This window comes from Mumia sp. ZJ1417 (assembly GCF_014127285.1).
Classification (GTDB): Bacteria; Actinomycetota; Actinomycetes; order Propionibacteriales; family Nocardioidaceae; genus Mumia.
In genome coordinates, this window is the sequence record NZ_CP059901.1 from 974816 (window position 1) to 988128 (window position 13313).

Annotated in this window: 16 protein-coding genes; 8 read left to right on the top strand and 8 right to left on the bottom strand. The window is 69.2% G+C overall.

Going from position 1 to position 13313, the window contains the following annotated elements; all coding sequences use genetic code 11:
- The first annotated feature begins 79 nt into the window (after positions 1-79).
- The gene (locus H4N58_RS04670) at positions 80-463 is read left to right on the top strand and encodes an SHOCT domain-containing protein (RefSeq protein ID WP_167248858.1); all 384 of its coding nucleotides are present in this window, start codon (positions 80-82) and stop codon (positions 461-463) included.
- On the opposite strand, the gene H4N58_RS04675 is transcribed toward H4N58_RS04670, so the two are convergent.
- From H4N58_RS04675 to H4N58_RS04685, 3 genes are read right to left on the bottom strand one after another with little or no spacing between them, the layout of a single operon-like run.
- Positions 414-929 carry a DUF6542 domain-containing protein gene (locus tag H4N58_RS04675; RefSeq protein ID WP_167248857.1) on the bottom strand — a complete coding sequence of 172 codons (516 nt, stop codon included), beginning with the start codon at positions 927-929 and terminating at the stop codon, positions 414-416. The genes H4N58_RS04670 and H4N58_RS04675 overlap by 50 nt on opposite strands.
- Before the next feature lie 28 nt (positions 930-957).
- Positions 958-2115 carry a DNA recombination protein RmuC gene (locus tag H4N58_RS04680; RefSeq protein ID WP_167248856.1) on the bottom strand — a complete coding sequence of 386 codons (1158 nt, stop codon included), beginning with the start codon at positions 2113-2115 and terminating at the stop codon, positions 958-960.
- Complete coding sequence (locus H4N58_RS04685) at positions 2112-3509, bottom strand: MFS transporter (protein WP_167248855.1); 1398 nt, start codon at positions 3507-3509, stop codon at positions 2112-2114. Before H4N58_RS04685 ends, H4N58_RS04680 begins: the two co-directional genes overlap by 4 nt.
- Before the next feature lie 55 nt (positions 3510-3564).
- Between H4N58_RS04685 and H4N58_RS04690 the strand changes: the two genes are divergently transcribed.
- The 3 genes from H4N58_RS04690 to ychF are packed head-to-tail and all read left to right on the top strand — an operon-like array spanning position 3565 to position 6266.
- Complete coding sequence (locus tag H4N58_RS04690) at positions 3565-4569, top strand: DUF5937 family protein (protein WP_167001868.1); 1005 nt, start codon at positions 3565-3567, stop codon at positions 4567-4569.
- A complete protein-coding gene (locus H4N58_RS04695; protein ID WP_167001870.1) occupies positions 4566-5183 on the top strand; it encodes a GNAT family N-acetyltransferase in 618 nt (205 codons plus the stop codon). The genes H4N58_RS04690 and H4N58_RS04695 overlap by 4 nt, the downstream gene beginning before the upstream one ends.
- Before the next feature lie 6 nt (positions 5184-5189).
- Positions 5190-6266, top strand: coding sequence for a redox-regulated ATPase YchF (gene ychF / locus H4N58_RS04700; RefSeq protein WP_167248854.1), 1077 nt, complete (start codon positions 5190-5192; stop codon positions 6264-6266).
- On the opposite strand, the gene H4N58_RS04705 is transcribed toward ychF, so the two are convergent.
- Entirely contained in the window at positions 6256-7149 is an 894-nt protein-coding gene (locus tag H4N58_RS04705) for a hypothetical protein (RefSeq protein ID WP_167001874.1), read from the bottom strand. The two genes, ychF and H4N58_RS04705, sit on opposite strands and share 11 nt — an antisense overlap.
- Complete coding sequence (locus H4N58_RS04710) at positions 7146-7817, bottom strand: PadR family transcriptional regulator (RefSeq protein ID WP_167248853.1); 672 nt, start codon at positions 7815-7817, stop codon at positions 7146-7148. The genes H4N58_RS04705 and H4N58_RS04710 overlap by 4 nt, the downstream gene beginning before the upstream one ends.
- 664 nt (positions 7818-8481) lie before the next feature.
- Between H4N58_RS04710 and H4N58_RS04715 the strand changes: the two genes are divergently transcribed.
- The 3 genes from H4N58_RS04715 (at position 8482) to H4N58_RS04725 (ending at position 10844) form a co-directional block, all read left to right on the top strand.
- Positions 8482-9348, top strand: coding sequence for an AraC family transcriptional regulator (locus tag H4N58_RS04715; protein ID WP_167248852.1), 867 nt, complete (start codon positions 8482-8484; stop codon positions 9346-9348).
- Between the two features lie 113 nt (positions 9349-9461).
- Positions 9462-9731, top strand: coding sequence for a hypothetical protein (locus tag H4N58_RS04720; protein WP_167001880.1), 270 nt, complete (start codon positions 9462-9464; stop codon positions 9729-9731).
- A gap of 96 nt (positions 9732-9827) precedes the next feature.
- Positions 9828-10844 carry a hypothetical protein gene (locus H4N58_RS04725; RefSeq protein WP_167248851.1) on the top strand — a complete coding sequence of 339 codons (1017 nt, stop codon included), beginning with the start codon at positions 9828-9830 and terminating at the stop codon, positions 10842-10844.
- 19 nt (positions 10845-10863) lie between these two features.
- On the opposite strand, the gene H4N58_RS04730 is transcribed toward H4N58_RS04725, so the two are convergent.
- The 3 genes from H4N58_RS04730 to H4N58_RS04740 form a co-directional block, all read right to left on the bottom strand.
- Positions 10864-11409 (bottom strand): GNAT family N-acetyltransferase, encoded by a 546-nt coding sequence (locus tag H4N58_RS04730; protein WP_167248849.1) that lies wholly within the window; start codon positions 11407-11409, stop codon positions 10864-10866.
- 88 nt (positions 11410-11497) lie between these two features.
- On the bottom strand, positions 11498-11851 hold the full coding sequence (locus tag H4N58_RS04735; RefSeq protein WP_167001892.1) for a ribonuclease E inhibitor RraB: 354 nt from the start codon (positions 11849-11851) through the stop codon (positions 11498-11500).
- Between the two features lie 29 nt (positions 11852-11880).
- On the bottom strand, positions 11881-12555 hold the full coding sequence (locus H4N58_RS04740; protein ID WP_243842896.1) for a M23 family metallopeptidase: 675 nt from the start codon (positions 12553-12555) through the stop codon (positions 11881-11883).
- A 173-nt stretch (positions 12556-12728) separates the two neighbouring features.
- Between H4N58_RS04740 and H4N58_RS04745 the strand changes: the two genes are divergently transcribed.
- Entirely contained in the window at positions 12729-12983 is a 255-nt protein-coding gene (locus H4N58_RS04745) for a hypothetical protein (protein ID WP_167001894.1), read from the top strand.
- Positions 12984-13313: the final 330 nt, after the last annotated feature.

The window sequence follows — 13313 nt, forward strand, 5'->3', positions numbered from 1 at the left end:
CCGGGTGTCGCGCGGCGCGTGAGAGTTGATCCGGCTGGCGCAGTGTGCGCCGGCCGATGACTTGCGGAAAGGCACCCCAATGGACGATTTCTGGGACTTCTTCTGGCTCCTCGTGTGGAGCTTCGTCTTCGTGGCGTACCTGATCCTGCTCTTCCAGATCCTGACTGACCTCTTCCGCGACCGTGACCTCAGCGGGTGGTGGAAGGCGGTGTGGGTGATCTTCTTGATCATCTTCCCGTTCTTGACGGCGCTCGTGTACCTCATCGCGCGCGGCGGCGGCATGGCCGAGCGGCAGATCGCGTCGATTCGGGCGGCCAAGGCGGAGACGGATCAGTACATCCAGCAGACTGCGGGGCATGCGAGCCCTGCGCACCAGATCGAGACGGCGAAGGCGCTCCTTGACGCCGGCACCATCACGCAGGCGGAGTTCGACCACCTGAAGGCGAAGGCGCTCGCCGGCTGACCGCTCCCACCGGGACGGAGCTGCGCCACATCACGGCGCCGAGCGACAGTCCGAAGGCGACGACGAGCGCGATCGCGTGATGGGCGAGGGCGACCACGATCATCTGGACGACCGAGGCGTCGGGGGGCGTGCCGGGCTCGTCGATCGCCGACGGCCGGGCGATCGCGACGACGAGCAGCACCGCGAGCAGCGCGATCGGCGGGACGACCATCGGCGCATACAGGGCGCTCCGTGCGGCGGCCAGCGCGTTGGTTGCCGACACCAGGACGAACATCGTGTCGAAGAACCAGCCGAGCCGGCCGGTCGTCGCGATCTCGAGCCAGGCTGTGGAGAACGCAAGGGTGACCGCGACGAGAGCGATGCCTCGTGCGGTCAGGTCCGCCTCGGCGGCACGGGCCGTCCACGCCCTGCGGTGGCGCGGCTTCGACCGTTGCGGCCCACGTGAGAGCCTGGCCCACTGCTGCACGCACCCACGCTAGGGCGTCAGGGCACGATCAGCCTGTACGGCGCGCCGTGTGCGGGCTGCTCGAGCCGTCGGAGCGAGCCTCCTCGGCCGACAGCAGCGCCTCGACGAGGGGGTCGGCAGGCGCCGGCTCGAGCTCGGGAGCCTGCAGTGCACGGGCGCGCGTCTCCACCGGCGCAGGCGCGTCGAGCTCGGTGTCGGGGGCGTGCATCTCGGACATCCGCCGTGCGGTGACCAGGACCCGGGTCTCGAGCGAGCCGACCGCGCCGTTGTAGGCGCCGACGGCGGCGTCGAGGCTGCGACCGACCTTGCCGAAGTGCTTGCCGAGCGTGCCGAGGCGCTCGTACAGCTCACGGGCGAGCGTGTGGACCTCGCGGGCCTGGTCGGCGAGCTGCGCCTGGGTCCAGGCGTAGCCGACCGTCCGCAGCAGCGCGATCAGCGTGGTGGGGGTCGCGAGGACGACGCGCTTCGCGGCGGCGTCCTCCAGCACCGACGGGTCGGCGTCGAGTGCGGCCGACAGGAACGCCTCGCCCGGCACGAAGAGCACCACGAACTCGGGCGCGGTGGGGAACTGGCGCCAGTAGGCCTTGGCAGCGAGCCCGTCGACATGCGTCCGGAGCTGGCGCGCATGTCGTCGCAGATGGGCGGCGTACTCGTCCTCGTCGTCGGCCTCGGTCGCATCGAGGAAGGCGTCGAGCGGGACCTTGGAGTCGACCACGACATGCTTGTCGCCGGCGAGGTGCACCACCATGTCGGGGCGTAGCGCGGCTCCGCTGTCACGGACCGTCGCCTGCAGGTCGAAGTCGACGCGGTCGACCATGCCGGCGAGCTCGGCGGCGCGCTGGAGGTGCATCTCGCCCCACCGGCCACGCACCTGTGGCTTGCGCAGCGCGGTGGACAGCGAGGCGGTCTCGCGCCGCAGCGACTCGCTGGTCGTACGGACCTGCTCGACCTGCTCGCGCAGCTGGCTCTGCCACGAGACACGCCCCTCCTCGATCTCGCGCAGGCGCGTGTCGAAGCGGTCGAGGCTCTCTTTGACCGGCCCGACGGCCCGCTCGGCGACGTGCGCCGAGAGCTGCGCGTGGTCGGTCGCGGTGTCGCCCTGGCGGCGCAGCAGGCCGCTGCCGAGGACCAGTCCGACGGCGAGTCCAGCGACCAGGGCGAGAAGCGCGACGAGGAGCAAGGTCATGCGGTCAGGTTGTCAGCGGCGACTGACACTTCTCGGGAGTGCGCCCCGCGCGTCGCGGCGTGTCGGGCCACCCACGCCGCCGCCGTCCCGGCCGCCGCGAAGAGCGCCCCGAGCACGACCCACCCGACCGTGCCGTGCTCGATCGCCGTCGCCGTCACGAGGACCGGCGACACCATCGCCGCGACGGCGTACCCGGTCTGGGTCAGTCCCTGGTACGCGCCGGCACGCCGCGGGTCGGCGAGCTCGAACGCCATGCCCCACCCGCCGGCTTCACCGAGGATCTCGCCCAGCCCGTGGACCAGAGCAGCCACGACGAGGAGGCCGCACGCGGTCACGACGTCGCCGTAGCCCGCCAGCGCGTACGCCACGCACGCCCCGGCGAGGAGCCACGACCCCCGCCGCACGGCGACCCCGGCCCGGCGGACGTCGTGCGTGCCTAGTGAGGCACGGACCTGCAGCGATGCGACCACGACCGTGTTGAGGACGAGCAGCACCGAGACCATGGCGGTCGGTGCCTCCGTGGTCGCGATCCACAGCGGCACTCCGACGGTCTGCAGCCCGAAGTGCATCGCGACCACGGCGTTGGCGACCACGCTGGCCACGTATGTGCGGTCGCGCCACGGCGACGGGCTGCGGACGGGCGTGGTCTCGACAGGCTCGACCGGCGGGGTCTGGGCGGGCGTGGTCTCGACAGGCTCGACCGGCGGGGTCTGGGCGAGCGTGGTCTCGACGGGCTCGACCGGCGGGGTCTGGGCGGGCGTGGTCTCGACGGGCTCGACCGGCGGGGTCTGGGCGAGCATCGCCTCCGCGAGCGCGGGCACGGCGCGCGGGAGCCGGACGACCGGGACCGCCGCCACGAGCAGGAGGATGCCCGCGGCGAGCATCGCGGCCCGGTACGCGGCTGAGGTGTCCACGACGAGCGCGGCCGCTGCGGTGACGGTGCCGAGTCCGATGCACACGTTGGTGACGACGCGCATCCGCGCCCGGAGGGTGACCCTTTCGGGTCCGACGTACCAGCGCGCGATGATCGCCTGCTTCGCCGTCCCCTGCGCCGAACGTGTGCCGACCGCGACGCAGGCGACGAGGACGAAGTCGAGAGCGTCTGCGGCGAAGGTGTACGCGAGCATCGCCATGCCGTTCAGCGTCATCGCCCACGACTGCACGTGGTGGGCGCCGACCCGGTCCGACAACCAGCCCCCTCCGTACGAGGCGCCGACCCCGACGCCTCCGGCGATGCCGAGCCCGAGCCCGACGGTGGTGGCCTCCAGACCGATCACGCGGGTGAAGTAGAGCGCGCTCACGGTGTAGAAGACGCCGCTCGACAGGGAGTGTGCCGCCGTGCTGAGAGTGAGAGCCCGGGCGACCCGGTCGCGCGGGAAGAATGTCTCGATCACGGATCAGTTCTCGCCGATCGCGCGGGGAGTGCGAAGAGATATAGCATATGACTTCATGGTCGGCCTCCTCGAGTACGAGCTGAACGGCAGGGATCTGGGCGATGTCCGCTTCGCGATCTCGCCGATCAATGAGCTGGCCCTGTCGCTGCGGACGTTCCGGGAACCGGGCCGCTTCCCTGTCCACCTTCCGTGGCTTCGCGAGACGCAGGACGCCCGTGACCGGCTCGACACGACGATGCTTCGCGCGCTCAGCAACGCCTCCTTGTCGACGCCGGACTTTCTCAGCCCGCGGCCGGACAGTCCACTGACCCGCATCGACACCGAGCTGCAGGCGCTGGCGCGAGTCGAGGAAGGGCGCCTGGGCGCCGACCTCCGCGCGGTCCATCCGGAGGGCCTTCCGTACCCGTTGCGGGGGTCCCTCGAGGCGGCCCGCCGCCGCATGCTGCGTGCGCTGCAGGCGTACTGGGACTCCTGCTTCGCCCCGTGGTGGCCACGGATGCGTGGCGTCCTGCAGGCCGACATCGTGCACCGTGGTCGTGTCGCGGCCACGGAGGGCGTCGGCGCGATGCTCGGAGGGATCAGCGACCGCGTCTCCCTCGACGGCGACGTCGTACGGGTGCGGCTGAACTCGCCCCTGCGCACCCGGCGCCCGACGGGTGGTGAGGGACTGACCCTCGTCCCGAGCCTTTTCACCCGCGGCGCGAGTGTGCCGATCGGGAAGGACGAGCCGCCGATGATCATGTACGGGGTGCGTGGTGCGGGGACACTTTGGCAGGCGGAGGCGCGGCGTTCGTCAAGGGTGCTCGCCGACCTGCTCGGGGCGACACGCGCGGGCCTCCTCACGGCGCTCGCGTCGCCGGCCTCGTCGACGGAGCTGGCCGGGCGGCTCGGGGTGACCACGCCTGCGGTCAACCAGCACCTGCGGGCAATGCGCGGCGCCGGGCTGCTCACGAGCGCGCGGCACGGGAGGTCGGTGCTCTACCTGCGCTCGGAGCTCGGGGATGCGCTCGTCGCTGGGGGAGGACGGATGTCGGTCCCGAGTGGTACGAACGAGGGATGACCGAACTGCCGAGGCCCAGCTCACTGCCGCTCCCGATCCAGACCGAGCGACTCGTGCTGCGCCCGTATGGCCACCGCGACGCGCCGCGGGTGCTCGACATCCACCGCAGGCTCGACGTGATCCGATGGCTCGGCGACCCCCCGTACACGCCGATGGCCTCACTCGTGGAGGCCGCAGCATGGATCGACGACCTCAACCGCCTGCATGAGGCCGACCCTCGCTGCGTCGGTCTCGCGGCAGAGGTGCGCGAGAGCGGCGTCGTCGCGGGCACGGTGATGATCGCGCCGTGTCCCCACAGTGAGCCGCTCGACCTGCAGGTCGGCTGGCATCTCCATCCGGACTCGACCGGTCGCGGCTACGCCACGGAGGGTGCTCGCGGATTGCTCGACGCGGCGTACGCGCACCTCGACGGCACCGCACCGGACCGGCCACTGCTCGATCTGGTGTGGTGCGGCATGTTCCCGGACAACAAAGGGTCGGCCGCGATCGCGAGGCGGCTCGGCCTCGAGGATCTCGGCGTGCGTGACGACCCCTGGTACGACGGTGACAGCCAGCTCTTCCAGACGACCCGCGACCACTGGACGGGAGCCCGTCGGGAGCGCCCCGTACGCTAGTTCCTCGTGGCACTCAGCATCGGCATCGTCGGACTCCCCAACGCGGGCAAGTCGACCCTCTTCAACGCTCTGACCAAGAACGACGTCCTCGCGGCGAACTACCCGTTCGCGACGATCGAGCCCAACGTCGGCGTGGTCGGTGTTCCCGACCCGCGGCTCGACGAGCTGGCGAAGATCTTCGGCTCGGAGAAGATCATCCCCGCGACCGTGCAGTTCGTCGACATCGCCGGCATTGTCCGCGGTGCGTCGGAGGGTGAGGGTCTCGGCAACAAGTTCCTCAGCCACATCCGCGAGTCCGACGCCATCTGCCAGGTGACGCGTGTGTTCCGTGACCCCGACGTCACTCACGTCGACGGCAAGGTCTCGCCGAGCGACGACATCGAGACGATCCGCACCGAGCTGATCCTCGCCGACCTCCAGACCCTCGAGAACGCCCTCCCGCGTATGGAGAAGGACGCGAAGAAGGACAAGGAGCTCGTGCCGGTCGTGGAGGCCGTCAGGGAGGCCCGTACCCATCTCGAGGCGGGCACGGGCGTGTTCGCCGCGGGGCTCGACGCGGCGCCGCTGCGCGACCTGCACCTGCTCTCGGCCAAGCCGCAGCTGTTCGTCTTCAACTGCGATTCTGACGAGCTCGCCGACGAGGAGCTCAAGCAGCGGATGCGCGACATCGTCGCTCCCGCCGAGGCCGTCTTCCTCGACGCGAAGTTCGAGGCCGAGCTGGTCGAGCTCGGTGACGACGACGAGGCCCGCGAGATGCTCGCCGAGATGGGCATCGACGAGCCCGGGCTCGACGTGCTTGCGCGGGTCGGGTTCGAGACGCTCGGCCTGCAGACGTACCTCACCGCCGGGCCCAAGGAGGCTCGCGCTTGGACCATCAAGAAGGGTGCCACCGCCCCCGAGGCGGCCGGCGTCATCCACACCGACTTCCAGCGCGGATTCATCAAGGCCGAGATCGTGTCGTACGACGATCTCGTCGCCGCCGGCTCGATGAGTGCGGCGAAGTCGGCGGGCAAGGTCCGTATGGAGGGCAAGGACTACGTGATGGCCGACGGCGACGTGGTGGAGTTTCGTTTCAATGTGTAGGCGAGTTCCGGTCCAACGTCTGGTCCCTGCCCGTAGCTCCGGCTCTGACAATGCCTCGATAGATGTCGAACGAACCCTTGGGGATGTAGTCGTCATCGAGCAGGCCAAGGGTGCCGACCGCTTGACCGCCTGACGTGTCCGCGTCGCGGAGCCCAAAATACTCGCACACCGTGATGTTGAGTTCTTCTGCCACGTGCTCGAGCGTCGCCACCATCTGAGTGATCGACCGGGCTTGCGCAGCTGCAGTTCGGCCGTTTCCGCTCGGTGAGCCGAACTCCGCGATGTGGATGGGTTTCCGGTGGGGAATCTTCGCTGCTGCGAGGCTGTGCAGGCGAAGGTGTCGTACCGCATTCTCAGTGAGAGCTGGAACGGCTTCTGGCGGGATGGGCGAGAAGGCATCAGGGTAGAGACCGAGGCCGACGTAGTCGACGTAGTCGGCGAACTGTTCTGCAGGCACGTTCGCAAGCATCTGCCAGAACTCGTCGTCGCCGCCCAGCCAATCGGCCGGCTCAGCGACCGAGAAACCGACCTGTACGTGTGCGGGTGCCGCCCGCTTTGCGTGGGGGAGTCCTTGTACGAGGGCTTCCATGACTCCCGGCGAGCTCCCATCGATCAATGGGATGGGGAAGTTCGGTTCCAAGGTCACTTGGAGGTACCGGACAATGTGTCCGTAACGCTGCAGAACGGCATCGAGAAACGCGAGCCATCCGGATATGTCCTCAGTCGAGGGGAGATAGCTGACCACAAGATCCAGCTCACGTCGGCTCTGGAGATACCACTGGTCAGGCATGGTGAGGCCAGCGAGTTCATCTCCGGCACCGAGTGAACGGACGATTTCTGGGTCTGGATCGGCACCTAGGAAGTGGATGTACTCGCGGATCACGTGCGGGGATCCGCCTGTGAGGTCGTCGACGGCCGAGGCGATTCTTTCGGGGCGATCCGGCTTTGCGCTGGTTGTGCCCGCGCGGCCGGCGACATAGATGCCGTACTGCATGAGGGCTTGTCTCCAATCCATTCGATTTCTCCAGATTCAATTCGGTCGCGGAGCTGTTCAAGCCAGCTCGCTTCCGAGGCGAGCATGCGCAGCCAGTATTCGACCTCGATCATTTTGATCTCGGCGAGATCGGTGGGGCTGTCACTGAGATCGGCGATCTCCTGCCGGATCCGACGGGTTCTCTCATCGAGGGCGTCCTCAGCTCGCTCCTTGCCGAGGAGGCCGATGTAGGCGAGCGCGGTGACAAAGTCGGCATCCATGGCGGGCGCGGTGCGGATGGTTTCCTCGACTCGGTGCCGCATGTGTGTGAAGCCAGCCTCGGTGAGGTCATAGATCGTCCGCGGCGGCCGGTTTCCCACACGTTCAGGCGAGCGTGGCGTGACGAGGTCAGCGTCGGCCAGCGACTTGGCGAGAGTGGTGATGCTGCTTCGGGAGGCGTGGAGATGTCGGTAACGGTCGTTGAGGCGCGAAGTAAGCCCATACGGGTGGTCCGCCTGCTCGAGGAGGAGCCCCAGGGCGGGTAGCGACAACTTGCTGTGGAGGGCGTTCGTCGGCACACGAGGAACGATAGACGTATACATCTATTGCCGGCAAACGGGGGCTGTTGCACGGAGAGGTGACAGCCGAGTGGCCTAACCAGTGAGTTGGGCTGGAGGGGTTTCCGCCGTGACGAAGCCGTACCCGAAGGAGCTCCGCGGGCGACCTGGCCCGCGTGGCCAGCGACGTCAGCGGATGCGTGGTCAATGCCGACCGCGCGAGGATCCCAATTCAGGAGCCGAGAACGTGTGCGCGCCCTGAGCCGTCACGACATGGTCCGCCTCGAGACCATCATGACCACGCCTGCCATCCAGGCTGCGCGGCTCATCACTGTCATCTCATCGTGCAGGATGGGCGGGTGGAAAGGATGTCGCGCGCCCGTCCACTGCCATCACGCTCGCGGCGAGGCCCATGTCTTGTTGCGGACCTGTTGCCATCCGCTCCGGTTCGGGGCCGGAGCGGAGTGATCGAGAGTGGTTTGTGGCCTGTGTCGATCATTGTTCGCACCCACCTCAGCGACCCGGGCAGCTGGTCCGCACGTGGTTTCCGCAAGAAGTCCGCGACACACCGTCGTTTGCCGTCAACGGTCCAAAGCTCCGCTTCAACGTCTGACCGGATGCGGCAGCGAAAGTCGGGTGGGATGCCGACCCTCCGGGCGAGGATCGTGGTCGAAAGGAGGACCACATGATCGGCACTCTCAACTCCCTGGTCGACCTGGTTGAACTCGATGTCGGCGAGCCCCTCGACGTCGACGCCTTCGCTCGCAAGCACGCCACCACGGAGTATCACCTTCGGCGAATGTTCTCGGCGCTGGCGCAGATGCCCCTGTCGGAGTATGCGCGCCGCCGGCGGATGACGCGTGCGGCGGCCGACCTCGTCTCCGGTGCGCCCAGCCTGCTGGACGTCGCCGTGGCGTACGGCTATGGCTCGGCCGAGGCGTTTGGGCGTGCCTTTCGCGCGGTGCACGGGATCAGTCCCGCGGACGCGCGTGAACGTGGTGGTCCGCTCAGCACCCAGCCCATGCTCAGATTCCGTCTGAGCGTAGAAGGGAGCGTCCCCATGGACGTCACCATCACCACTCGCCCTGCCTTCGCGCTCGCCGGACACGCGGCGCAGGTCCCGCTCCTCCACCAGGGTGTCAACCCGCACATCCAGGAGCACATCGCGGCTCTCGCGCCGGAGGAGCACGCGCGACTCAAGGCGCTCTCCAACACCGAGCCGCCTGGCATCTTGGCCGTCACGGAAGGCGTCGATCCGGAGGCGCCTGAAGGATCACCCCTCACGTACCTGCACGGAGTGGCGGTCACCGACACGACGCCAGTGCCAGAAGATCTCGACGTGATCGCGCTCGAGGCGGGGACGTGGGCTGTGTTCTCTTCGCAGGGGCCCTTCCCGGAGACGTTGCAGCAGCTGTGGGCGGCGACGGCGACGGACTGGTTCCCTTCGAACCCGTGGCGATTGCGTCCCGGTCCCTCGATCCTGCGCTATCTCGAGTTCACGGGCACCCACGCCGCATGCGAGCTCTGGCTGCCCGTCGAGCGCGCGCGCTGAGGGCGTCCACGTGATCTGGCCTGCCGCCTGACGGGTTGCGACAAAACCCGGACATAACGCCCACTCGTCTGCATGCGCTCAGGGGACGTTGTGTGCAAACGGGGGAGTCTGGGATGAGGAAGCTTCTGGTTCTCGGTGTGTCAGGGGTGTTGGCAGTCGGCCTTCAGGTCAACGTGGCCGCAGCAGCAGACAGGGAGACCGACGGACAGGCTGCGGCGCAGCAGGCGGAGCCGTCCGACCCTCCGAAGGCTGAGGAGCCTGCCGAGGAGCCGGAGGCACCCGACGAGTCCGGAGGCGACGACGTCGCGTCCCCTGAGCCGTCGCCGGAGCCATCGAAGGACGACGAGGCCAAGCCTGAGACAAAGACCAGGCCAAGCCGGTGACGAAGAACGAGGCCAAGCCGGAGGTCGAGGACGAGACGCCCAAGCCCACGCCGAAGCGCCGGCGCGCGCCGACTTCGCGCCGTACAAGGTCGAGGCGTGGTGGAAGATGGCGCGCGTCGACGAGTCCGCGCTCGGCGGCTCGGGTCAGGTCTACGCGGGGGCGTCCGAGCCCCCTCGACCTGCACGCCGACCCTCTACCGGGTCGTCTCGTACGACATCGAGAAGCAGGCCGACGAGGACCTGCTCCGCGAGCTGAAGGCAAGCGGCGTCTCGGCGGGAGAGGACGCGTCGCTCGACCCCGCGCCGTCGCGGATCGTCACGCTCGAGGACCCGTACCCGTGCGACCAGGAGGTCACTCCTGTGAATCCGACCGTCCAGCAGGCGGTCTGCACGGGGCCAGGGCAGTACTCGCCGCCGTCGATCACGCTTCCGGCTGACACCGACCTGCTGTCGACCACTGCCGACCCGGAGCCGGTCTTCGCCGACGACCTGCCGGACGGCTGGGTGGCGAACGCCGCTTACGGGTACGCCGACTACACGATCACGCTCACCGTCCCGGACTGCGTCGAGAAGGTGACGCCGCCGGCGCCGACCTGGGTCGACGACTGCGGCCCCGGCAACGGCTCCTGGGAGTTCACCGACACCGAGGCGTACACGTACTCCGAGACGGTCAACGAGGACGGGTCGATCACCGTGCGGGTGACGCCGAACGAGGGCTACTCGTTCCCGGAGGGCACCGTCACGGAGTGGACCGAGACCGACTCCGAAGAGCCGTGCCTCGTCGACGCGCCGCCACCGGTGTGGACCGACGACTGTGAGACGGTCGGCCGGTGGGAGTGCCGCCGGACGGCGAGCACTATCACTACGAGGTTGTCACCGGTCTCGGAGGAGTGCAGACGGTCACGCTCGTCGTCGACCTGCGCCAACCCGCAGACACGTGTGCCGGACAGCCCGGACACACCGGTCGGCTTCGAACCGCCGTCGAGCACGCCGCCGCTGCCGAACGCAGGTGGCACTGCGCTGGCCCCGGCCGCGTTGGGGCTGCTGTTCGTGGTGGCAGGCGGACTGCTGCTCGGTCTGCGCCGACGCTTGAGCGCCGCCGCGGTGCGCTGACGAGGCGCCGCAGTGGTGGTCAGGACCGCCGCCACTGTGGCGCGAGGACCGACCAGACCTCCATGTCGCGCCGTTCCCCTCGGTACAGATAGCTCTCGCGCAGCACGCCCTCCTTCGTCATCCCGAGGCGTCGCGCCACGGCGATGCTGGCCGCGTTCGCCGGACTGACCCGCCACTCCACGCGGTGGATGCCCCGCTCCTCGACAGCCCAGTCGATGATCACGCGGACGGACCGGCTGACGAGGCCATTGCCCACGGCCGACGGCTCCAGCCAGCAGCCCGCCTCGGCCGTGCCCTGCGGGACGTCCATCGTCCGGAAGAGGACTCCTCCCACCAGCGTTCCCGCCACCCAGATCCCGAAGATCCGGCCGGTGTCGGTGGCAGCCTTCTCGGCGTACCGCTCGAGGAAGGCGCGGCTCGACTCCAGGTCGGTGACGGCGTCGGGGAGCGCGACATGCTGCCCGATGAACTCACGTCCTCGGTCCATGTGGTCGAGGAGCTCCTCTGCCCGCCATGGTTCGAGAGGGCCCAGCTCCGCACCGTCGCCCAGCGATGTCGCGTGCATCGTCACCCTCCAGGTCAGGACCGGCGCGCACCGGGCGGGAATCGTCTCACGACCGGACGCGAGAAGGCGTGGACGAGGCCGATCCGAGCTAGGTGCTGGCCTCCCACCCGTCGTACTCGCCGTCGGTGACCGAGGCGGCGAGGCTCTCGAAGAACGCGCGCGCCTCACGGACCGCGTCGGGCGAGACCACCGCCTCGTCTCGCTCGGCGACGATCACCCATCCGTTGCCGTCGGCGGCGGTGTCGACGTCCTGCACGTGCCAGCCGGCGTCGCGGGAGGCGTCGGCGACCGTACGAGCGCCCGACTCGTCGGCGGCATAGACGTAGTGCAACCAGTGACGCGGGTGCGCGAGGTCGCTGCGCTTGGAGAGTTCGGCGAGCAGGGCGTCGTCGAAGTCGTTGCCCGTCGACGGGAGCGTCGGTCTCCTCCTGAACAGCGCCATGGGCGGAGTCTCCCATGGGAGTCGGCCGGCTACGCCCTGAGCGAGGGCTCGACCACGGCACGCTCGTTCGGAACGCCTTCGGCGTGGGCGACCGATCCGGAGCGACCGCGGGGCCACTCGCGGTAGTCGCGAAACGCCACAGGGAGGCCGTGTGCCGCCTCGACGTCCGCGCTGTCGGTCACCTGGACGTGCACGTGCGGCTGGGTCGAGTTGCCGGAGTTGCCGCACTCACCGAGCTGCTCGCCCGTACGGACCGTGTCGCCGACCCCGACCCGCAGCGAGCCGCGCCGGAGGTGGACGAGCGTGACGAAAGCGCCCTCGGATGCGATCGTCAGGTGATTCCCCGCGATCGCGCGGATCCCCTCGCGGACCCGCCGCGCCTGCCCCAGCGCGTACCGGACGAGCGCGAGCTGCGAGCGCCGTGCCTCATGGTCGATCTCGCCGTCGTGCACCGCGACGACCGTCCCGTCGCACGGCGCGAGGATCGGGCGGCCGTACGCGAAGAACCGCTCCGGCGGCTCCGTCGCGAGGATCGTGCGCCAGTCCCTGGTGGGTGCAGTGCGGCCCCTGTCGTCGACGCCGACGAAATCGATCGCGTACGCGCTGCCCATCAGCAGCGTGCCGTGGCTCGGGACACGGTGGGCGGGGCTGTTCTGGACGAGCCAGCGGCCGGTGAACGGCAGGTCGAGCACGACGGTCGTCACACGACCGAGGCTACTGACACGTGAGATCGCCGGTCCCGTCTTCGCCGTCGTCGCACCCACGTGCGGACTCTGCCGTGCCCCGGAACGCGAGGGTGGGGCCGGACGCGTTCATGGTGCGCGGGCGGCCCAGCACCGACACGACAACCTCCGGCGAGTCACCGAAGCCGAGGGTCATGTTCTGCCAGAGGCAGCCGCTCGGGTCGGACACCATCCACGTCCAACTGGTCGTCGACCCGCCGCGCGGAAGCTCTTCCCCGCCGGTGCCGGAGACCAGGATCGCGCTGCCGTCGTCGGTGTTCGTCGACAGCACCCAGTTCAACGGGGCGCGCGACGTCGCCCGCACACCGTTCGCGGTCGGCCACCGGATCGACTCCACGGTGATCGGCGCGGGGGAATCGTTCCGTACGACGACGGCGACGCGGCAGTGAAGCCGTGAGTCCACCCGTTGCTGCGGACGGGCTTCGCCGCGTGCGACTCCGGGTCGTCGCAGATCGGCGGTATGCCCGAGATCACGGTGACGCGGCCGGCGGACCGCGGAGGCCGAGACCCCATCCGGCCGTACCGACGACCGTGAGGACGACCAGGGAGGCGAGGGCGATGACAAGCATTCGGCGGCTGCGAGGTACGTGCGGATCATCGCGAACTCCAACACCGCCTCGCAGGCGATTCGCGGATCCGGAGTGGCCGGCGACCGTTTTTGGCCCGTTGCACCGCCCTGACTGGTATGACACCAGCGCCGCTTAACCTGGGCACCCCGT

Excerpts from the sequence above, each read along its gene's own strand:
- H4N58_RS04680 (WP_167248856.1), bottom strand. The coding sequence starts at position 2,115 with ATGACCTTGCTCCTCGTCGCGCTTCTCGCCCTGGTCGCTGGACTCGCC.
- H4N58_RS04695 (WP_167001870.1), top strand. The coding sequence starts at position 4,566 with ATGACCGAACTGCCGAGGCCCAGCTCACTGCCGCTCCCGATCCAGACC.
- H4N58_RS04690 (WP_167001868.1), top strand. The coding sequence starts at position 3,565 with ATGGTCGGCCTCCTCGAGTACGAGCTGAACGGCAGGGATCTGGGCGAT.
- H4N58_RS04720 (WP_167001880.1), top strand. The coding sequence starts at position 9,462 with ATGAGGAAGCTTCTGGTTCTCGGTGTGTCAGGGGTGTTGGCAGTCGGC.
- H4N58_RS04670 (WP_167248858.1), top strand. The coding sequence starts at position 80 with ATGGACGATTTCTGGGACTTCTTCTGGCTCCTCGTGTGGAGCTTCGTC.
- H4N58_RS04735 (WP_167001892.1), bottom strand. The coding sequence starts at position 11,851 with ATGGCGCTGTTCAGGAGGAGACCGACGCTCCCGTCGACGGGCAACGAC.
- H4N58_RS04745 (WP_167001894.1), top strand. The coding sequence starts at position 12,729 with ATGTTCTGCCAGAGGCAGCCGCTCGGGTCGGACACCATCCACGTCCAA.
- H4N58_RS04730 (WP_167248849.1), bottom strand. The coding sequence starts at position 11,409 with ATGCACGCGACATCGCTGGGCGACGGTGCGGAGCTGGGCCCTCTCGAA.
- H4N58_RS04715 (WP_167248852.1), top strand. The coding sequence starts at position 8,482 with ATGATCGGCACTCTCAACTCCCTGGTCGACCTGGTTGAACTCGATGTC.